Source organism: Streptomyces sp. NPDC048514 (genome assembly GCF_043199955.1).
GTDB lineage: Bacteria > Actinomycetota > Actinomycetes > Streptomycetales > Streptomycetaceae > Streptomyces.
This window is the reverse complement of sequence record NZ_JBICWT010000009.1, coordinates 314,338-334,611: the sequence shown is the minus strand read 5'-3', so window position 1 is coordinate 334,611 and position 20,274 is coordinate 314,338. Positions and strand designations below refer to the sequence as shown.

General features: G+C 73.3%; 15 protein-coding genes. 10 read left to right on the top strand and 5 right to left on the bottom strand.

Annotated elements, in window-relative coordinates; all coding sequences use genetic code 11:
• Window positions 1-8: 8 nt before the first annotated feature.
• The 4 genes from ACGFT2_RS21745 to ACGFT2_RS21730 all read left to right on the top strand — a co-directional run bounded on the left by ACGFT2_RS21745 (window position 9) and on the right by ACGFT2_RS21730 (window position 4,069).
• Window positions 9-875: a LysR family transcriptional regulator gene (locus ACGFT2_RS21745; RefSeq protein WP_393280689.1), complete on the top strand. Its 867-nt coding sequence runs from the start codon at window positions 9-11 to the stop codon at window positions 873-875.
• A 185-nt stretch (window positions 876-1,060) separates the two neighbouring features.
• Window positions 1,061-1,624 carry a PDZ domain-containing protein gene (locus tag ACGFT2_RS21740; RefSeq protein ID WP_393280687.1) on the top strand — a complete coding sequence of 188 codons (564 nt, stop codon included), beginning with the start codon at window positions 1,061-1,063 and terminating at the stop codon, window positions 1,622-1,624.
• Between the two features lie 280 nt (window positions 1,625-1,904).
• Window positions 1,905-3,032, top strand: a complete 1,128-nt coding sequence (locus tag ACGFT2_RS21735) for a M24 family metallopeptidase (protein WP_393280684.1) — start codon at window positions 1,905-1,907, stop codon at window positions 3,030-3,032.
• Between the two features lie 101 nt (window positions 3,033-3,133).
• The gene (locus ACGFT2_RS21730) at window positions 3,134-4,069 is read left to right on the top strand and encodes a phosphotransferase family protein (RefSeq protein WP_393280682.1); all 936 of its coding nucleotides are present in this window, start codon (window positions 3,134-3,136) and stop codon (window positions 4,067-4,069) included.
• 285 nt (window positions 4,070-4,354) lie between these two features.
• Here the strand turns inward: ACGFT2_RS21730 and treZ are convergent, their stop codons facing one another.
• Entirely contained in the window at window positions 4,355-6,100 is a 1,746-nt protein-coding gene (gene treZ, locus ACGFT2_RS21725; RefSeq protein WP_393280680.1) for a malto-oligosyltrehalose trehalohydrolase, read from the bottom strand.
• 176 nt (window positions 6,101-6,276) lie between these two features.
• Here treZ and ACGFT2_RS21720 point away from each other — a divergent pair, with 176 nt between their 5' ends.
• The gene (locus ACGFT2_RS21720) at window positions 6,277-6,828 is read left to right on the top strand and encodes an FHA domain-containing protein (RefSeq protein WP_393280677.1); all 552 of its coding nucleotides are present in this window, start codon (window positions 6,277-6,279) and stop codon (window positions 6,826-6,828) included.
• A gap of 187 nt (window positions 6,829-7,015) precedes the next feature.
• Window positions 7,016-7,429, top strand: coding sequence for an SSI family serine proteinase inhibitor (locus ACGFT2_RS21715; protein ID WP_393280675.1), 414 nt, complete (start codon window positions 7,016-7,018; stop codon window positions 7,427-7,429).
• Between the two features lie 184 nt (window positions 7,430-7,613).
• Here ACGFT2_RS21715 and ACGFT2_RS21710 read toward each other — a convergent pair whose 3' ends face one another.
• Both ACGFT2_RS21710 and lpdA read right to left on the bottom strand, forming a co-directional pair.
• Window positions 7,614-8,864, bottom strand: a complete 1,251-nt coding sequence (locus ACGFT2_RS21710; protein ID WP_393280672.1) for a M14 family zinc carboxypeptidase — start codon at window positions 8,862-8,864, stop codon at window positions 7,614-7,616.
• Window positions 8,865-9,001: 137 nt separating this feature from the next.
• Window positions 9,002-10,609 (bottom strand): dihydrolipoyl dehydrogenase, encoded by a 1,608-nt coding sequence (gene lpdA / locus ACGFT2_RS21705; protein ID WP_393280669.1) that lies wholly within the window; start codon window positions 10,607-10,609, stop codon window positions 9,002-9,004.
• Between the two features lie 90 nt (window positions 10,610-10,699).
• Between lpdA and ACGFT2_RS21700 the strand changes: the two genes are divergently transcribed.
• Window positions 10,700-11,668, top strand: a complete 969-nt coding sequence (locus tag ACGFT2_RS21700) for a LysR family transcriptional regulator (RefSeq protein ID WP_393280985.1) — start codon at window positions 10,700-10,702, stop codon at window positions 11,666-11,668.
• Window positions 11,669-11,740: 72 nt separating this feature from the next.
• Here the strand turns inward: ACGFT2_RS21700 and treY are convergent, their stop codons facing one another.
• The gene (gene treY / locus ACGFT2_RS21695; protein WP_393280667.1) at window positions 11,741-14,110 is read right to left on the bottom strand and encodes a malto-oligosyltrehalose synthase; all 2,370 of its coding nucleotides are present in this window, start codon (window positions 14,108-14,110) and stop codon (window positions 11,741-11,743) included.
• A gap of 270 nt (window positions 14,111-14,380) precedes the next feature.
• Complete coding sequence (gene glgX, locus ACGFT2_RS21690; protein WP_393280665.1) at window positions 14,381-16,507, bottom strand: glycogen debranching protein GlgX; 2,127 nt, start codon at window positions 16,505-16,507, stop codon at window positions 14,381-14,383.
• 195 nt (window positions 16,508-16,702) lie between these two features.
• Here glgX and ACGFT2_RS21685 point away from each other — a divergent pair, with 195 nt between their 5' ends.
• The 3 genes from ACGFT2_RS21685 (at window position 16,703) to ACGFT2_RS21675 (ending at window position 20,245) form a co-directional block, all read left to right on the top strand.
• Window positions 16,703-17,518 (top strand): Tat pathway signal sequence domain protein, encoded by an 816-nt coding sequence (locus tag ACGFT2_RS21685; protein ID WP_393280662.1) that lies wholly within the window; start codon window positions 16,703-16,705, stop codon window positions 17,516-17,518.
• Window positions 17,519-17,564: 46 nt separating this feature from the next.
• The gene (locus tag ACGFT2_RS21680; protein WP_393280660.1) at window positions 17,565-18,890 is read left to right on the top strand and encodes a copper amine oxidase; all 1,326 of its coding nucleotides are present in this window, start codon (window positions 17,565-17,567) and stop codon (window positions 18,888-18,890) included.
• Window positions 18,891-19,006: 116 nt separating this feature from the next.
• Window positions 19,007-20,245, top strand: coding sequence for an SAV2148 family HEPN domain-containing protein (locus ACGFT2_RS21675; protein WP_393280657.1), 1,239 nt, complete (start codon window positions 19,007-19,009; stop codon window positions 20,243-20,245).
• Window positions 20,246-20,274: the final 29 nt, after the last annotated feature.

The window sequence follows — 20,274 nt, the reverse complement described above, 5'->3', positions numbered from 1 at the left end:
CTGGGCCCATGGATCCGCATCTGCTGCGCACCTACGTCACCGTGGCGCGCCTCGCCTCGTTCTCGGCGGCCGCTCGCGAGCTGGGCTACACCCAGTCCGCCGTCTCCCAGCACATCGCCGGGCTGGAACAGGACCTGGGCGCACCCCTGCTGACCCGGCGGCCCGTCGTGCCCACGCCCGCGGGCGAGCGGCTCCTGGAGCACGCGGGCCCGCTGCTGCTGCGCCTGGACGCGGCCCGCGCCGACATCGTCCGGATGGCCGCCGCACCCACCCACGGCCTCACCCTCGCCACGACGCCGACCGCGCTCGGCCCGGCCGCCCTCGCCGCCCTCCCGCCGTTCGGTCTCACCCTGCGCGTCCTGCCCCGCGAGGAGATCCCGGCCGCCGTCGCCGCCGGAACCACCGACCTCGCTCTCGTCGACGGGCTCGCCGCGCCCAGCGATCCGCTGCGGCTGCCCGACGTGGCGCCGCTGACCACGCACGGCGTCGCGGAGGAACCCGTGAGCGTCCTGCTGCCCGCAGGGCACCCCCTCGCCGGGCGCACCGGCCTGCGCCTCGGCGACCTCGCGGACGCCCGCTGGCTCGACGCGCCCGACGCGGCCCTCCCGCTCGCGCAGTTGCGTGCCGCGGCGGGTGGCGGCGCCTTCCGTCCCGGCCTGCGTTACGAAGGCACCGACCTGCACGCCCTCACCATTCTCGCGGCCGCCGGTCACGGCCTCGTGCTGCTGCCCCGCTCGACCGCCACGGGGCTGCCCGGCACGGTCGCCGTCCCGCTCACCGCACCACGCGTCGTCCACCGCACGGAACTCCTCCACGGCGGGAACCCCCAGGGAGCGGCGGCACACACGATCGGCCGACTGCTGACCCCCCGGTGAGTCTCACGCCCAAGCCCGCCCGGCCCCGGCCCCCGCCCGGCCCCGGCCCCCCGCCCGGTTCCCCACCCCCGGCCGTCCCTCGACGGCTATGAGTACCCTCGGTGGCCCTTCGGTCAGTCTCACTCGTTCGTGTCTCGTCGCGGCCCCGCGCCCCGGGTAGAGCATCAGCCGGAGGCGAGCGAACCATGGAACAGACTGCGTTGCGTCCCAAGCCCATGCCCGGCCAGGACCGCCGGGACGGCGGCACCCCCGGAGCTGCCCACCGTCCACACGCCGCCCCCCGGCGCGCCCGGCGGCTGCGGACCCTGCTGCTGGGCCTGCTCGCCGGCACCGTGCTGATGCTCGCCGGCGTCGGAGTCGGCACCGTGGGTGCCACCGTGATCGGCATGAGCAGGCTCGCCGAGCTGCAACGTCACGCTCCGCCGCACGCCCCCTCGGCCAAGGCCGCGCGCACCGCCGGCCCGGGCCCGGCCCTCGACCGGTCCGTGGCGACGCTGGGCGTGGAGGCCACCGACGCCGACAAGGCGGGCGCGCTGGTGATCGGCGTGCACGTGCCCGGACCGGGCTACACCGCAGGCCTGGTCCGCGGGGACGTCCTGCTGCAGTTCGGCACGACACGCGTCGACGACGCCGCCGGCCTCGTCCGAGCGGTCGCCCGCGCCCGCCCCGGCAAGGGCGTGCTCCTCACCGTGCGTCACAGCAGCGGGGGCTACCAGCAGTTGGCGGTGATCCCGGGGGTGCTGATCTGAGGGCGGTCCGGCCGCCCTCGAATCCGCTGGTGACCGGGCGCCCCGCGCGCCATGATGACCCCATGGCGAGTCCCTTTCCCCACGGCCTCCGGAGCGCCGGCACTCCGGCCCTCCGGCCGGCGATCCCGGGCCGGCCGCCGCCGGCCGCCGGCCCCGGACCCGCGGCCCTGGGACCCCTCGCCCGCCGCGACCGTTTCGCGTCGTTCCGTCCGGGCGGGCAGGATGCCGCCGGGACGTCGCCCCCCTCTCCTCGTTTCCCCAGCCGCGCCCGGAGGCCCGGATGACCGGTAGTACGCCCGCGCCCTTCACCGCCGCCGACTACAGGGCCCGTATGGACCGTGCCGCGCGTTCGGCCGCCGGCGCCGGGCTCGCGGGGCTGCTCGTGGCGCCGGGACCTGACATGGTCTGGCTGACCGGCTACACGCCCACCGCCGTCACCGAACGGCTCACCGTCCTCGTTCTCACCCCCGGCCACGACCCCGTGCTCGTCGTGCCCACCCTGGAGGCACCGGACGCCGAGAAGGCGACCGGCGCCGGCGCGCTGACCCTGCGCGACTGGACCGACGGCAAGGACCCCTACGCCGTCACCGCCGCCCTCCTCGACGGCCGCGGCCGGTTCGGCATCAGCGACAACACCTGGGCGATGCATCTGCTCGGCCTCCAGCGGGCCCTGCCGGACACCGCGTACGCCGCCCTCACCGACGCCCTGCCCATGCTGCGCGCGGTGAAGGACACGGCCGAGCTGGAGCTGCTGGCAGCCGCGGGGGCGGCCGCGGACGCGACGTTCGAGGAGATCCGGAAGGTTCCCTTCGCCGGCCGCCGCGAATCCGACGTCGGCCGCGACCTCGCCGGCCTGCTGCGCAGGTTCGGCCACTCCCAGGTCGACTTCACCATCGTCGGCTCCGGGCCCAACGGCGCCAATCCGCACCACGAGGTCGGCGACCGGGTCATCCGGCAGGGCGACATGGTCGTCCTCGACTTCGGCGGTCTGAAGGACGGCTACGGCTCCGACACCACCCGCACCGTCCACGTCGGCGAGCCCACCGAGGAGGAGCGCCGGGTCCACGACATCGTGCGCGCCGCCCAGGAGGCCGGCTTCCGGGCCGTCCGGCCGGGCGTGGCCTGTCAGGAGGTCGACCGCGCCGCGCGCGCGGTGATCACCGACGCGGGTTACGGCGAGTACTTCATCCACCGCACCGGGCACGGCATCGGCGTCACCACGCACGAGCCGCCGTACATGATCGAGGGCGAGGAACAGCCGCTCGTGCCCGGGATGTGCTTCTCCGTGGAGCCCGGCATCTACCTGCCCGGCCGGTTCGGGGTGCGCATCGAGGACATCGTCACGGTCACCGGGGACGGCGGGCGCCGTCTCAACGACACCACCCGCGAAATGGTCATAGTGGACTGACAGGTCGGCCGACGGGCCTGCCGACGGAACCGACCGACGGGCCGACCGACAGGCCCGGGAGACCCATCCTCGACGACACCCGGAACGGCACACGCGCGACCATGACCCAGGCACCGACACCCACTGCGGACACCGTGCGCAGACTGGTCCGCTCGCTGCTCGAGACGGGCCCCGACGGCACCGGCGGGCCCGACGTGCGGCCCGTCCGGGAGGGCCACGGGCACACCTGGTGGGTCGGTACCCGCCATGTGCTGCGCCTCGCGCCCGACCGCGAGGCCTCCGTCCGCCGCCGCCGGGAACTGCGGCTGCGCGCCCTGGTCCGCCCGCACCTGCCCGTCGCCGTCCCCACCAGCGTCGCGCACGGCGACTGGGCCCCCGGCCTCGCCTACACCCTCGACGCCCTGGTGCCCGGGGGCACGGCCGAGCGGCACGACGTCTCCGCCGTCGGCGAGGCCGACCTCGCCGGACTGCTCACCGGACTGCGCGCCGTACCCGTACGCCAGGCGGAGTCGATCGGTGTGCCCGGGGGCGCCCCGCGTTCTCTGGAGGCACTGCGCCGGATGGCCGTGCACGCTGCCGAACGGCTCGCGGCAGCCGACGAGTTCGACGCCGCCCGGCTCCACCAGCTCACCCCGCCCGGTGCGGCCCAGCTCGCCGCGCAGCCCGGCGCCGCCGTCCTCACCCACCACGGGCTGACCGGCGAGCACGTGGTGGTCAGCGCGGACGGGCGGGTCCGCGGCATCCTGGACTGGACCGAGGCGGTCCTCGGCGACCCCGCCGAGGACATCGCCGGACTCGCCCTGTCCGTCGGCTCCCCGGCGGCCGTCCGCGCCGCCACCCTGGCCGGCTACGGAGCCCGGCCCTGCCTGCGCGGCCTGTGGCTCGCCCGCTGCGACACCGTCCTGCGCCTCGGCGAGCACCTCGCAGGCCGCGCGTCCGGCGACGCGGCCCTCCTGCGCGTCCGGCTGGGGCGGGCCTGGGAGCCGATCCTGCTGGAGCGGGTGACCGACTTCAAGGACGAAGAGCCGGAGCCGTGACAGCCTGCCCTGACTCGGGTCCTGGCCCTGACTCGGGTCCTGGCCCTGACTCGGGTCCTGGCCCTGACTCGGGCCCTGGCCCGGGCCCGGCTCCGGCCCCGCGGCCGCACGGAGCCTGCTGTGGCCCTGGCCCTGGCCCTGGCCCTGGCCCTCGCCCGGGCTCGGCCCCGGCCCGCGCGGGCGCACGCCCGGCGGAGGACCGATATGGCCCCGCCGGGCAGCGCGCGCACCAGGGTCCGGGACCCGCCACGGCCTGACTCGCGCGCACCAGGGGCCGGGCCCTCGTCAGGGTCCGACCAGTACCACGCACGACTCCCCGGGGACCTGCAGCAGCCCGTCCGGGCCCGGTGCCTCGACCGGCTCCCACGCGGCGACGACACGCGTCCGGCCGGTGCCCAGCGGGATCGCCGCCGGCTCCTTGCCCAGATTCACCGCCACCCGTACGTCCCCGCGCCGGAAGGCCAGCCAGCGGGCCTGCTCGTCGTACGCCACCTTCGTGTCGGCGAGATCGGGATCGGTCAGGTCGGGCTGCTCGTGGCGCAGCGCGATCAGCCGCCGGTACCAGTCCAGTACGCGCGCGTGCGGCTCGCGTTCCGGCTCAGCCCAGTCCAGGCAGGACCGCTCCCGGGTCGCCGGGTCCTGCGGATCCGGTACCTCCTCCTCCGCCCAGCCGTGTTCCGCGAACTCCCGCCGCCGGCCCCGCCGAACCGCCTCGGCCAGCTCGGGGTCGGTGTGGTCGGTGAAGAACTGCCACGGGGTGCCCGCGGCCCACTCCTCACCCATGAACAGCATCGGCGTGAACGGCGCCGTCAGCGTCAGCGTCGCCACGCAGGCCAGCAGACCGGGGGAGAGGTGGGCGGAGAGCCGGTCGCCCTGGGCGCGGTTGCCCACCTGGTCGTGGGTCTGGCTGTAGCCGAGCAGCCGGTGCCCGGCCACCCGGGCGCGGTCCAGCGGACGGCCGTGGTGCCGGCCGCGGAAGCTCGAGTACGTGCCGTCGTGGAAGTAGCCCCCGGTCAGCGTCTTGGCGAGCGCGGCGAACGGCGCACGCGCGAAGTCGGCGTAGTAGCCCTGGGACTCCCCGGTCAGCGCGGTGTGCAGGGCATGATGGAAGTCGTCGTTCCACTGGGCGTGTAACCCGATGCCGTTCTGCGCGCGCGGGGTGATGAACCGCGGGTTGTTCAGGTCGGACTCGGCGATCAGGAACAGTGGCCGCGCCACCTCATCGGCGAAGCCGTCCACGGCCGCCGAAAGCTTCTCCAGGAAGTGGCACGCGCGCGTGTCGTACAGGGCGTGCACCGCGTCCAGGCGCAGCCCGTCGATCCGGTAGTCCCGGAGCCACGCGAGCGCGTTGCCGGTGAGGAACGCGCGGACCTCGTCCGAGCCCGCCGCGTCCAGGTTCACGGCCGAGCCCCACGGCGTGTGGTGGGTGTCCGTGAAGTACGGCCCGAACATCGGCAGATAGTTACCGGAGGGGCCCAGGTGGTTGTGCACGACGTCCAGCACGACCCCCAGACCCAGTTCGTGCGCCCGGTCGACGAACCGCTTCAGTGCCTCGGGGCCGCCGTACGGCTCGTGCACCGCCCACAACGACACCCCCTCGTACCCCCAGCCGTGCCGCCCCGGGAACGGGCAGAGCGGCATCAACTCCACGTGTGTGACGCCCAGTTCCACCAGATGCTCAAGCCGCCCGGCCGCCGCGTCCAGGGTGCCCTCACGCGTGTACGTGCCCACGTGCAGCTCGTAGAGGACCGCACCCGGCAGCCCGCGCCCGGCCCACTCCGTCCGCCACCTGTACCGGTCGTGGTCCACGACCGCGCTCAGGCCGTCGGGGCCGTCCGGCTGGCGGCGCGAACGCGGGTCGGGCAGCACCGGACCGTCGTCCAGCGCGAACCCGTAACGGGCCCCGTCCGCCGCCTCCGCCGCCCCCGTCCACCAGCCGTCGCGCCCGGGATCGCGCGCCAGCGCGCGCGTGGTCCCCTCGCAATGGAGCGTCACTCGATCCGCCTGCGGTGCCCACACCTCGAACTGCACGGACGGTTCCCCTTCGTCTGTTCACCGTGATGTCCCGCGTCCCCATCGTGCCGCCCATGCGATCGATCCGCTTCCGAATGCGGTCTTTCCCCCCGGGTGTCGCGGAAGTACGCGCACACCGGCGCCGATTCCGCGTTTTCTGGACACTCGGGCCTGACTGCCCGACAATCACGTGCGTGACGTCGTCCTTCGAGTTCTCCACTTACCCCGCGCGGCTGTCCGACGCGGAGCGGGACAAGGCGCTGCAGGTACTGCGTGACGGCGTCGCCCTGGGCCGGCTCTCGCACGACACCTTCGTGCGCCGGATGGAGCTGGCACTCGCCGCGCGCCGCTCCGACGAGCTCGCCGCGCTCGTCGCCGACCTGCCCCGGGAGAACCGTCTCTCCCGTGCCGTCCTCGGCACCGTCGAGGCCGTCTCCGGTTTCACCGTACGGCTGCGCCGGGCCTGGCAGGCCGAGCGCTTGCCCAAACTGCTGCTGCCGCACCCCGAGCGCACGCAGCGGCTGCGCATCGGCCGCGACCCCGCCAGCGGGCTGCGGCTGAACCACGAGACGGTCTCCCGTGCACACGCCGAACTCAGCCGCCGCGGCGGCCTGTGGGTGCTCACGGACCTCGGCTCCACCAACGGCACCACCGTCAACGGCCGCCGGGTCATCGGCGCCGTCGCCGTCCGCGAGGGCGACCAGGTCACCTTCGGCAGGATGGCCTTCCGGCTGGCCACGAGCTGACCGGCCGGCGGGGCGTGCAGTTCCTCGGACAGCCCGGCGCAGGTCGGCACGGCCGGGTGTGAGCCGGCAGCCATGGGTGCGTCCTGCCGCCGTTCGCGCTCGAACTGGTGCCCCATCAAGCCCGCGTACCCTTCCGATCGGGTGAGCCGGGCTGCGGAACCGGGCCCGCCGTGCCGATGCAACCGCCATGACCTACATCACCAGAGCGACAGCGGCGGCCGGCGTCCTGCTGGCGGCCGCCGGCCTCCTCGCCGCGGGCCCGGCCCGGGCGGAAGCACGCGACACCTTCCCCGGCAACTGGCTCTACCTGACGGTCACCAAGGGCGACGCCCGGTCCGGTGACACACGCGGCACCCTGCTGCTGTGCAACCCCCCTCAGGGGCACACGCGGGCGGCCGAGGCGTGCACCGAACTGGCCGGCACCGACGGTGACGTCAGCCGCATCCAGGCCAAGGGCGTCTTCTGCCCGATGATCTGGGCGCCGGTCACCGCCCGCGCGCGCGGTCAGTGGAACGGGCGGCCGGTCCGTTTCCAGGAGACCTACGCCAGCCAGTGCGTCATGAACGCGCGGACCGGGTCGGTGTTCGCCCTCGACGGCTGAGCACCGCGGCACCGGCACCGGCATCAACGCTGGTGGCACTGCACTGCACTGCACTGGCACTGGCACTGGCGCCGGGGAAGTGCGCGGTGGACGCCGGGCGGTGGCGGTGGGGGTGGCGACTGGCGGTGGGTGGTGGGCGACTGGCGGTGGGTGGTGGGTGGTGCGCGGGCGGCGACGCCCGGCCTCACGGCATCCGCTCCCGGGCCTGGTGCGCCGCCACCAGCACCGTCCGGGACTGGTGCTCCACCTGGTGCTCGACGGGCACCCAGCGGGCCCTGAAACGCGCGGCGAAGGCATCGCACCAGGTGGCGACCAGCTGCTCCAGCCGCGGCGCGGCGCCGTCGTCCACCTCCCGCAGCACCCTGAGGAGCATCGCCGCCGCCCGCAGCGGCAGCCGTCGCCCGAAGGCGTCCACACTGCCGACGTACGCCATCGTCGTGCCGGCCGGAGGCATGCGGACCCAGTCCTCGGCGAGGCCCGGTATCAGTTCCAGTGCCCAGCGCGCGGCCCGCAGCAGCGGCCCGTCGGCGCCGTCCAGCCGGGGCAGCGCCTCGGCGAGGATCCCCTCCACCTCCAGCGAGTCCCGCAGCAGCCGCTGGGCCAGGCGCCGCATCGCCGCCTCCGGTGCCGGATGCGGCGCCGGATCGTCCACCAGGTCGCTCGCCCACATCGGCACCTCCACCACCGCCGTCAGGCCCCCGTACCGGTGCGCGTGGTACCAGGTGCTGTGCCGCGCGTCGTCCGGCATGCTCGGGTAGGCGACACCGGACTCCGGGCCCGGCATCACGTGCACTCCGGGACCGGAGGCCGGCCAGCCGGCGGCGTCCGAGGCGCCCGCCTCGACCGGAATGTGCAGCTGTGCGGCCGACTTGGCGAACGGCTCGGCCAGGCCCGGCACGTCCCGCGTCAACTGCACCCAGCTGCCGCCCAGATCAGTGCCGTGCAGCGTCACCTGCAGATAGGGGCGCAACTCGTCGATCACCCCGGTCAGGGCCCGGGTCTCGGGCGGCAGCCGGTCCGGCGGCAGCACCGACGGCGACCACTCCGGCTGCTCCGCGCCCGTCGGCCGGTAGAAATTCAGGTGGTAGTCGAACAGACTGCGCGGCGCCGGAGTCACGTGCAGGCTCGCCCCGTCCGGGTCGGCGCACAGCAGGAAGTGCCACGAGACGCCGGTCCGCAACTCACGTTCCGCGAGCACTCGTTCCGCCAGCACCCGCAGGGTGGAGCCGCCCGCCGGTTCGTTCGCGTGTGCGCCCGCGACCACCAGCACCGCCCGTGCGGCGTGCCCCACCGACAGCAGGTGCAGGGGTCTTCCCGCGCGGGAGCTGCCCACCTGCCGCAGCGTACACAGACCGGCCTCCTGAACCGCCAACGCGCTTGCGAAGGCGACCAGTTCGGAAACGCTGGGGTAGCGCAGCTCCGGCAGGAGACTCACCCCCGACTCGTTTCCGCCCGGCTTCGCTCTCCAAGTCCCGCACGGGAGGGGTCAACTGTCAAGCAGGCGGAGCACCGTTACCCGGGGCGCCTGGACGCAGTGGACCGACGGCCCGCCGGCCCCTGCGATCCACGGGTTCACCGCTGGTGCAGGCCGCGTCCCGCGAGCGTCAGGAACACCTCGCCCACCGCCTCCGAGAGCGTTGGGTGCGCGTGCACGTGCCGGGCCACGTCCGCCGGTTCGGCGTCCCAGCCGACGATCAACTGGCTCTCGGCGATCATCTCCGACACGTTCGGCCCCACCAGGTGCACGCCCAGCACCTGCCCGCCACCGGCCTCGGTGACGACCTTCACCAGTCCGCCCAGGCCGTGCACCATCCCCTTGGCGACCGCCGTCAGCGGCATCGCGTTGACGTCGACCTCGTGCCCACGCGCGCGTGCCTCCGCCTCGCTCAACCCCACGGCGGCGGTCTGCGGCGAGGAGTACGTGACCCGCGGCACCGCCCGGTGGTCGACCGGCGCCGACACCCGGCCGGCCAGCGTCTCCGCCACGAGCAGGCCCTCGGCGAACGACGCGTGCGCCAGGCCCGGCGAGGGCGGTGGCAGCAGGTCGCCGACGACATGGATCCCCGGCACGGCCGTCTCCAGCCGCGCCCAGTCCGCCGGTACGACGAATCCCCGCTCGTCCGCCGCCAGCCCGGCCGCCGCCAGGTCCAGGCCGTCGGTGACCGGGGTCCTGCCGACGGCCACCAGCAGCCGCTCCGCCTCCACCGTCCGGGTCTCATCCCGCGCGGTGCGCACGCGGGCTCGTACGCCGTTCTCCAGCACCGTCGCGTCCAGCAGCCGCGCGCCCGCCAGGACGTCGATCCCGCGCTTCCTCAGGCCTCGCGTCAGATAGCGGCTCACATCGGCGTCCTCCGACGGCACGATCCGGTCCGCGGCCTCTACCAGGGTGACCTCCGCGCCCATGGACCGGTGGAAGGAGGCGTACTCCACGCCGATCGCGCCGCCGCCCAGAACCAGGACGGACGCCGGCAGCCCCGGTGCGAACAGGGCGTCGTCACTCGTCACCACGCGCCGTCCGTCCGGCGCGAGCCCGGGGAGCGTGCGGGGGCGCGAACCGGTCGCGAGGACGATCCCACGGCGCGCGGTGAGATCATGCACGCCGGGCACGAAATCCGCACGCGTGCCCTCCACCCGTCCCATACCCTCCACGCGCCCCGTGGCCTCGATGCGGCCCGTGGCCTCCACGCGGACCGTGCGTGGCCCCGTCAGCCGTGCGCTGCCCCGCACGACCCGTACGCCCGCGTGCGCCAGATGCGCCTCCACGCCCTGGTGGTTGCGCGCCACGATGTCGTCACGTGTGGCCACCAGCGCCGACCAGTCGACGGAGTCCAGCGTGGCCTTCACACCCCAGCGTTCCCGGGCCTCGGTGATCCCGTCGACCAGTTCGGCGGCGTGCAGCAGCGCCTTGCTCGGGATGCAGCCGCGGTGCAGACAGGTCCCGCCGACCTTGTCGCGCTCGACGAGGACGACGTCCAGGCCGAGGGCGGCGGCGCGCAGGGCGGTGCTGTACCCACCCGTGCCACCCCCGATCACGACGACGTCCGGCGCGCCGGCGGAGGACGTGTCGACGGAGGACGCGTTGACGGGTGACGTGTTGACGGAGGAGGCATTGACTGTGGACGTGTTGACGGACGATGGGTTGACCGTCGATGTCCTGACGGCCGATGTGTCGATGGTCATGGCATCCACCCTCCGTCCACTCCTTGTCATGAGTCCAAGGCAATGTTGTTGTGGAAGTCATGCACGATCTTCATGGGAGGGGAAGCGGAGTTGAGCCTGCGGCAGATGGAGTACTTCGTGACGGTCGTCGACGAGTCGTCCTTCACGCGTGCGGCGGACGCCCTGCACGTCACCCAGCCCGCGCTCTCCCACCAGATCAAGGCGCTGGAGAAGTCGGTCGGCGGCGCCCTGCTGGAGCGCCTGCCGCGTGGTGTGCGCCTCACAGCCATGGGCCGTGCCTTCCTGCCGCACGCGGAACTCGCCGTCCGCAGCGCCGCGCAGGCCCGCCGCGCGGCCCGGGCCACGGCCGGCGCGGAGGGCGGTGAACTGCATGTCGCGGCCCTGCACTCGATCGCGGTCGGCGTCCTGCCCGACGTCTTCGCCCGCTGGCGCGCCGCCCACCCCCGCGTCCTGCTGCGCCTGCGCGAGTACGCCACCGCCGAGGCGCTGGAGGGAGCCGTGCAGCGCGGCACCGCAGACCTCGCCGTCGGCCCCGAGCCCGCCGGCCGGCCCGGCGCCGTCATGCCCGTGGGGGAGGAGGAGATCGTCCTCGTCGTGCCGTTCGACGACCGTCTCGCGGGGCGTACGACGGTGACGCTGTCCGAACTCGCCGACCGCGCCTGGATCCGCTGCGCCATGGAACCCGTCGTCCACGGCGAGCGCTTCCTCGACCACGCGTGCGGGCAGGCGGGTTTCACCCCGCGGACCGCCATGTGGACCGAACATACCTCGACGGCCGTGCGAATGGCGGCCGCCGGCGTCGGCGTGTGCGTCGCGTCGGCCCACGTCGTGCGGGGGGCCGTGGGCGAGGACTGCGTGATCCTCACCCCGGAGACCGCCTGGAAGCGCCCTCTGACCGTCTACGCGCGTGCCGCGCCCACCGGTGCCGCTCAGGCCTTCGTGGACCTCCTGCGCGCCACCTGGCCCTCTCCCGGCCCCTCCGGGGGGTACGAGGACCACGGGCCGACCAGGGCCCCGGCCCCTGCGCCGTGCGGCCCCCTGAGCCGTGCGGCCCCCTAGCCGTGGCGGTCCTGGGAGCCGGGCCGCCGCGGTTCCGGCCCCGCCACGGTTCCGCCGGACCGCTGCGGTCCGTCAGGCCTCCGTGATTCGCTCCAGCAACACCACCGGCAGCCGGTCGAAGAGGTCCGCCATCAGCGCGTGGCCGGTGAACTCCCGGCCCGGAGTGAGGACGTCCGCCCACCGCCCGGGGGGCAGCGGCAACCGTGTCTCCCGCCAGCCGCCTCCCTCCGCGAGCCGCAGCGAGAGCCGGGTGACCGCGGTGACCACCTCGCCCGAGCGCGCGAACGCCAGGCAGTGCTCCGCCGCCGGGCCCTCCGCGGACACCGGCGCGTACGTGGCGGCCGTGCCGAAGGCGTCGGGGCGCCGGGCGCGCAGCCGCAGCGCCGCCGCCGTCAGGGCGTCCTTCTCGCCGGGCACTTCGGGCGGGAACGACACCGGCCGCCGGTTGTCCGGGTCCACCAGCGCCCGGTACTCACCCTCCGTGCCCTGGTACACGTCCGGCACTCCCGGCATCGTCAGATGGACCAGGGCGGTGCCGAGGACGTTGGCCCGGATGTGCGGCTCCAGCGCCTTGCGGAACGCGGCCACGCGCTGGCCGGGCGGGCCGCAGGGCCCCGCGCCGACGAACGCCGTCACCGCCTCCTCGTACGGCGGCTCCTGCTCCGTCCAGCTGGTGTACATGCCCGCCTCGCGCACGTGCTTCAGGAGCGCCTCACGGACCCGCTCCTCCTCCGCCGGGCCGAGCCCGAACACCGTCTGCCAGGCCGCCCAGGCCAGCTGCCCGTCGGGCACCCCCTCCTCGGGCCGGCTCACCTCGGCGAGCAACTCCGCCCAGTGTCCGGCGCACTCGGTGAGGACGGCCAGCGCCGCGCGGACGTCGGCGCTGCGCTTGGTGTCGTGCGTGGTCACGACCGTGCCGGTGGCCGGCCAGTCGCGCTGCACGCGCGCGCAGTACGCGTGGAAGTCCTCGGGCGACACGCCGGGACCTCCCGGATCGCCGCCCACCTCGGTCGTGGACAGCAGCGGCACGTACCGGTAGAACGCCGTGTCCTCGACCGACTTGGCGCGCAACGCCGACGCGGTCTGCGCGAACCGGGCGCGGAACTCCACCCGGTCGGCGTGGTCCGGTGCCGACGGGTCGCCCGGCGGCTCGACCAGCAGCCGGCGCACGATGTCGACGGCTTCGGCCTCCGCGGCCACCACGAAGGCCAGCCGGGCCTCCTGGGCGGCCTCCTCGGTGACGACGGCGGAGGCGTCGCCGGAGGTGTAGGGCCGGTAGACCGGCATCCGGACCAGCAGTTCCTCCAGGGCCGTGCGCAGCGCCCACGGCGCCCGGTCGTGCAGCGAGAGGTCCGGCGAGGCGGCGCACAGCCGCACGGCCACCCGGGTGAGCCGCTCGGTCTCGGTGGCCAGCTCGTGCGTGAGCACCTTGTACGCCGCCCGGCGCGCCGTGGCCTCCCAGTTGCCGCCGCGGTCCGTCTGCGGTGCCGCGAACGCCCGGTAGCGGCCCAGCAGCTCGTAGGCCCCGGTGCGGTCCGTGAACAGGCCGTCGACGTGCCGCAGGGCGTCGTAGCCGGTGGTGCCGGCGACCGGCCAGGAGGCCGGCAGGTGCTCGCCGTCGGCGAGGATCTTCTCCACCACCGTCCAGCGGCCGCCGGTGGCCCGGTCCAGGCGCGCAAGGTAGCCGTCGGGGTCGGCGAGCCCGTCGGGATGGTCGATCCGCAGTCCGTCGACCACGCCCTCCGCGAGCAGCTGGAGAATCTTGGCGTGGGTGGCGTCGAAGACCTCCGGGTCCTCCACGCGCACCCCGATCAGCTCGGAGATGCTGAAGAAGCGGCGGTAGTTCAGCTCGGTGCGGGCCAGCCGCCACCACACGGGGCGGTACCACTGCGCGTCCAGCAGCTCGGGGAGCGGCAGGTGCTCGGTGCCGGCCCGCAGCGGGAAGGCGTGCTCGTGATGGCGCAGCACGTCGCCGTCGACCACGAGATGCTCCAGCTGCGACCCGACCGGGCCGCCGAGCACGGGCAGCAGCACCCGCCCGCCCTGCGCCTTCCAGTCGATGTCGAACCAGCGTGCGTACGGCGACTCGGGCCCCTCGCGCAGCACCTCCCACAGGGCGTGGTTGTGCCGGGGGGCCATGGCCATGTGGTTCGGCACGATGTCCACCACCAGGCCGAGGCCGTGCTCCCGCGCGGTCCGCGCCAGAGCGCGCAGTCCCTCCTCGCCGCCGAGTTCCTCGCGCACGCGCGCGTGGTCCACCACGTCGTAGCCGTGCGTGGAGCCCGGGACGGCCTCCAGGACGGGGGAGAGGTGTACGTGCGAGATGCCGAGCGACGCCAGATACGGCACGGCCGCCGCGGCGGCGGCGAACGGGAACGCGGGCTGGAGCTGTAGCCGATAGGTGGCCGTGGGCACCATCGGTCCGGATCGCGCAGGAGTCATGAAGACCTACGTACCCCGGCTGCCGTCATTCGTGTCACCCACACCCGCACGGACCCACGCATGCGCGCCGCGTCCCGGCGGAATCCCGGCCAGGGCCACGCATACGCGTCCCCTCCCGGCGCAATCACGCCCGGGCGACGCATGCGCCCCTCCCGGCGCAATCACGCCCGGGCCACGCATGCGCCCCCCTGCGCAATCACGGGCCGGGCACGGACACGACAAGCCCGCTCCGGGGGCGGGGCGGCGCCGCGGCCCCGCCCCGCTTCCCCCCTACGCCGGCCGCTGCAGCACCGTCAGGCTGCGGGCCGGCAGCGGCAGCCGGTCGCCCGCGTCGACCTTCGGCCCGGTGCCGGGCGGTACGCCGTCCGGGCGGGCGGTGTCGACCACGACCTGCCACTGCCGGCCGTGGTCGACGGGTACGGAGAAGTCCAGCGGCTCGGGGGAGGCGTTGAACATCAGCAGGAAGGAGTCGTCGGTGATCCGCTCCCCGCGCGGGCCCGGCTCGGAGATGGCGTTGCCGTTCAGGAACACCGTCAGCGCGGACGCCGGCGCGGAATCCCAGTCCTGCTGCGTCATCTCGGCGCCCTCCGGAGTGAACCAGGCGATGTCGGACAGCTCGTCGTGGGTGCCCTCCACCGGACGGCCGTGGAAGAAGCGGCGCCGCCGGAGGACCGGATGGTCCCTGCGCAGCCACACCATCGCGCGCGTGAACTCCAGCAGGTCCCCGTCCCCGTCCCCGTCCCCGTCCTCGTCGGGCCACCGCACCCAGGACAGCTCGTTGTCCTGGCAGTAGGCGTTGTTGTTGCCGTCCTGGGTGCGGGCGAACTCGTCGCCGTGGCTGACCATCGGCACGCCCTGGGAGAGCATCAGCGTGGCGATGAAGTTCCGCATCTGGCGGGCGCGCAGCCCCAGTACCTCCGGGTCGTCGGTCGCGCCCTCCACCCCGCAGTTCCAGGACCGGTTGTGGCCCTCGCCGTCCCGGTTGTCCTCGCCGTTGGCCTCGTTGTGCTTGTCGTTGTACGAGACGAGGTCGTGCAGGGTGAACCCGTCGTGGCAGGTGACGAAGTTGATCGAGGCCAGCGGGCGGCGCCCGTCGTCCTGGTAGAGGTCCGAGGAGCCGGTGAGCCGCCCCGCGAACTCCGCGAGCGCGCGCGGCTCGCCCCGCCACAGATCGCGGACCGTGTCGCGGTACTTGCCGTTCCACTCGGTCCACAACGGCGGGAAGTTGCCCACCTGGTAGCCGCCCTCGCCGACGTCCCACGGCTCGGCGATCAGCTTCACCTGGGAGACCACCGGATCCTGCTGCACCAGGTCGAAGAACGACGACAACCGGTCCACCTCGTGGAACTGCCGGGCGAGTGTCGCCGCGAGGTCGAAGCGGAAGCCGTCGACATGCATCTCGGTGACCCAGTACCGCAGCGAGTCCATGATCAGTTGGAGCACGTGCGGGGACCGCATGAGCAGCGAGTTCCCGGTGCCCGTGGTGTCCATGTAGTAGCGCGGGTCTTCCGTCAGCCGGTAGTACGACGGATTGTCGATGCCCTTGAAGGACAGCGTCGGGCCCAGATGGTTGCCCTCGGCCGTGTGGTTGTAGACGACGTCCAGGATGACCTCGATCCCGGCCTCGTGCAGCGCCCGGACCGCCGACTTGAACTCCAGCACCTGCTGGCCGCGGTCGCCCCAGGAGGCGTACGCGTTGTGCGGGGCGAAGAAGCCGATCGTGTTGTAGCCCCAGTAGTTGTTCAGGCCCATGTCGACGAGCCGGTGGTCGTTCACGAACTGGTGGACCGGCATCAGTTCGAGCGCCGTCACCCCGAGCCCGGTCAGGTGTTCGATGATCGCCGGGTGGGCGAGCGCCGCGTAGGTGCCGCGCAGCTCCTCCGGCAGTCCCGGGTGGCGCATGGTCAGGCCCTTGACGTGGGCCTCGTAGATCACCGTGTGGTGGTACTCGGTGCGCGGGGGCCGGTCGTCGCCCCAGTCGAAGTACGGATTGATCACCACGGAGGTCATGGTGTGCGGCGCCGAGTCCAGGTCGTTGCGCCGGTCCGGGGCGCCGAAGTGGTAGCCGTACACCTCCTCGCCCCACCGCACAGCCCCGCTGACCGCCTTCGCGTAGGGGTCGAGAAGCAGCTTCGCCGAATTGCAGCGCAGCCCGCGTCCGGGGTCGTACGGACCGTGCATCCGGAATCCGTACCGCTGTCCCGGCATCACGCCGGGCACGTACGCGTGCCGGACGAACGCGTCGCTCTCGCGCAGTTCCACCGCCGTTTCCGAGCCGTCGTCGTGCAGCAGACACAGCTCTACTCGGTCCGCGGCCTCGGTGTAGACCGCGAAGTTGGTCCCGGCGCCGTCATAGGTGGCGCCGAGCGGATACGCCTCTCCAGGCCAGACCTGCATGGATACGACTCTCCCAGGTGTGCCGCCCCCCTGGGGCCGCGTTGACTACCGAGTCTCCCGAAAGTGACGGAACCTTCCGTGACTTACGTGCCTCTTACCCATCGACCAGTGCACTCGGTGGGTCTTGTACCCGCCGGGAGCCGAACCAGTGGGGCACACATACTCCCGGGGACCAGGGGGAGTAGGGGGAAAGACGTGCGCGAGACAGTGCACCGCCATCTGGGAAAAGTGATGGCCGGAGCGGCCCTCGCGGCGGTGGGGACCGCCGCGATGGTCGCGATCACCCTGCCGGGGACGGCGGGTGCTGGTGAAACGGGAGGAACGGGAGGCGGCGGTACGGGAGCCGTACAGCAGGCCGGTGAGGGGCCGGACGGCGTACGCCCCGGTGTCGTCGAGCGGGCGCCCGCCGAGGGGAAGAAGGGAGCCGGCCGCGACCCGCTGACCGGCGACGAGATCCGGCGGGTGGAGAAGATCGCCCTGAGCCGGCGGCTGCTGGTCTCGGGCGAGGACGTCGACGGTGACCGCGGACCGCAGCGCCTGAGCGTCGACCTCGCCGAGCCCGAAGCCGACGAGGCCGACGATCCGGGCGCGCCCCGGCGGGCCGAGGTGACCTTCTACGACTACAGCAACGACACCCTCGTCATCAGCACCGTCAACCTGGACACAGGGAAGGTCGAGACGACGGGCTCCCGGCGGGGCGTCCAGCCACCGCCGAGCCATGCCGAGAACGCCGAGGCGGCCTCCCTTCTGATGGCCGACCCGCTGGGTGCGGGCCTGAAGGCCGACTACAAGGACGCCACCGGCAGGGAACTCTCCTCACCGGACCAGCTGCTGCTGAGCGGCGGCGTCTACCGGGCCGCTCCGGGCGCCCAGCCCGCAGCCCTCGACCAGTGCGGCGTGCACCGGTGCGTCCGGCTGTTCACCAAGGTCAAGAACGGGCCCTGGATCGACACCATGTCGCTGGTGGTCGACCTGAGCGCGCACCGCGTCGCCACGCTCGACCGCCGCTGACCGGAGTCCTCTCACACCTGCACCCCTGCAAGGGAGTCACCTCGTCATGCCCGAACACTCCATCAGCCGTGCCCGCCGGGGAGCGGCCGTCGGACTGGCCCTGGCCGCGCTGACCGCCGGCACCACGACCGCCGGCGCGGCGGCCACCGCGGCACCGGCCGGTCCGAAGAGCACCGCGGCGGCCGCGGCCGACTGCAGCGCCGCCTACCGGATCGAGCAGAAGCTCTCCACCGGCACCACCTGGCGCATGTGCTGGCGCTACGACGGCAGGGCCGGGCTGGTCCTGGAGAAGATCTCCTACCAGCCCAAGGGCGAGACCAAGCCGATCAAGGTCCTCAACAGCGCCCGGCTCGGCCAGATCCACGTCCCCTACGACGACGGCAAACACGAGTACGACGACCTGACGGGGCAGAACTTCGCGCAGGGGCTGATGAACCTGGCGCCCGGCGAGTGTCCCGGCGGCACCATCAAGACCGTCAAGGTCCCCGACGCCTTCGACCCCGCGCACCCCGACGTCAAGGGCCTGTGCACGACGACGCGCTCCCGCGGCCACGCCTACCGTATGCAGGACTACGGCTCGAACAGGCTCTACCAGGCCCAGGGCAAGGACTTCCTCGTCTACACGGTCAACCAGGTGGGCTGGTACGAGTACATCACCGAGTGGCGCTTCCAGGACGACGGCACCGTCGACATGAACGTCGGTGCGACCGGCAGCCTCTCCTGGGGCGACTACAACGCGGGCGACGGGCGGGGCTGGCCGATCGGCAAGGGGGCCAAGGACTACTCCACCAGTCACAGCCACAACGTCTTCTGGCGGCTCGACTTCGGCCTCGACGGCTCCTCCGGGTCCAAGGTCGAGCAGTACGACTCGGCGGTCAGCGCGCCCGCCCGCCGGCAGGAGGGCCCGACGACGAAGACCACGCGCACCAGGATCACCAAGGAACTCGCCGGCGACCTCAAGACCTACCGCTGGTGGCGGGTGGTCAGCGCGACGGGCAAGAACAAGGACGGGCACGCCCGTTCGTACGAGATCGTCCCCGGCCCCACCACCAAATACCTCGGCCGCGCCTTCACCAAGCACGACCTGTACGTCACCCAGTACGACAAGTGCGAGCTGTTCGCCAGCAACAACCCGTCGTGCGGGCGCGGCCGTCCCACTTCCGTCGACAAGTGGGTCGGCGGCCAGACCCTCACCCACCCCGTGGTCTGGATGAACGTCGGCTTCCACCACATCGCCCGGGACGAGGACCAGCAGCCCATGCCCGTGCACTGGCAGGGCTTCGCCATCGCACCGCGGGACGTCACGGCTATGAATCCGCTCACTCCGAGTGACCTGGCATGGCAGAACGGCCATTGGGAGCCGCGTAGTTGAGCAAAGCACGGGAGAAACCGACCTGTCCATCCGGCTGTATCGCCGCCCGCTCGCGGAGTACCCTTCCTTGATCGTTGAGACGGGGAAGGCCCGGGGGAGCGGAAGGCGGTGCACGGGTGGGCTCGGGAGGGCTGGAGCTGCCCCCTGGTGACGAGGGTCACGAGGGGGGCTCCGCAGACGTCCCGCCCGGCGCGGTGTCCCTGGCGCGTCCGATGGACGCGGGGTCCATCGGGCCGGATCTGGACTGGGACGCCGGCGACTGGCGTGAGGTGCGCACCCGCGCCCAGCGGGCGGGCCGGGCCTACATCTGGCTGAACCTCGTCGAGCAGCGGTTGCGCGCCGTCGTGGCCGCCGTGCTGCGGCCGATCTACGAGCCCGTCCACGGCGACGAATGGGTGGTGGCCGCTGCCGGGCCCGCCGGGCAGGAGTGGGTGCAGCGCGCGGTCGCCGTCCGTGAGGTCAGCCGCCGCAAGGGCTACTTGCTCGACCCGGCGGACGACAACGTGGTCAGCTTCCTCACCCTGCCCCAGCTGCGTGAGCTGGTGGTGCAGCACTGGCCGTGCTTCGAGCCCTACTTCGACGAGCGTCGCGACCTCGAACTCGCCCTGGACGAGCTGGAGGTGACCCGCAACGTCGTCTCCCGCAACCGCGCCCTGTCGGAGGCGGTGCTGAGCCAGGCCGAGCGCGCCTCGGCGCGGCTGCTGGAGATGCTCGGCGCGGGTGGTGACGTGCCCTCCGCGCGACGACTGCCCGTGGACGCGGTCGAGAACCTGGTCGGCGACCGGTACGCCGACGTCGTGGCCGTCCACCCCGACCGGGTGCGGCTGCTGCGCCAGTTCCCCGCCGAGGACATCTTCGACGGCGCCCGTCGCCTCGACGCCATCGGGATCGGGCTCAACCTGCTGGTGCAGAACTTCTCCGGGCGCCGGCTGGTCCGGCTCGCCGAGTCCGGCTGCCGGGTGCGGCTGCTCTTCCTGAACCCGGCCTCCAGCTCGGTCAAGCGCCGCGAGCGCGAACTGGGTATGAAGCGGGGCGAACTGAGCCGGTCCGTGGAGATGAGCATCCTGCACATGCGCCGGGTGCGGTCCCGGCTGCGCGACCCGGGCGCCTTCGAGATCCAGGTGTACGACGAGACGCCGCGCTTCACCGCCTACCTGGTGGACGGTGACGGTGCCGACGGCATCGCGGTGGTGCAGTCCTATCTGCGCGGGGCGCGGGGGATGGAGTCGCCGGTGCTGGTGCTGCGCAACGGAAGCCGGCTGGTCAAGTCGCACGATGTGGTCGGCAATGGGCTGTTTCCGACATATCGCGAGGAGTTCGAGCTGGCCTGGGCGGATTCGCGTCCGGTGTCCTGAGCCGTCCGCACCGGCAAGCGGAAGGTGCT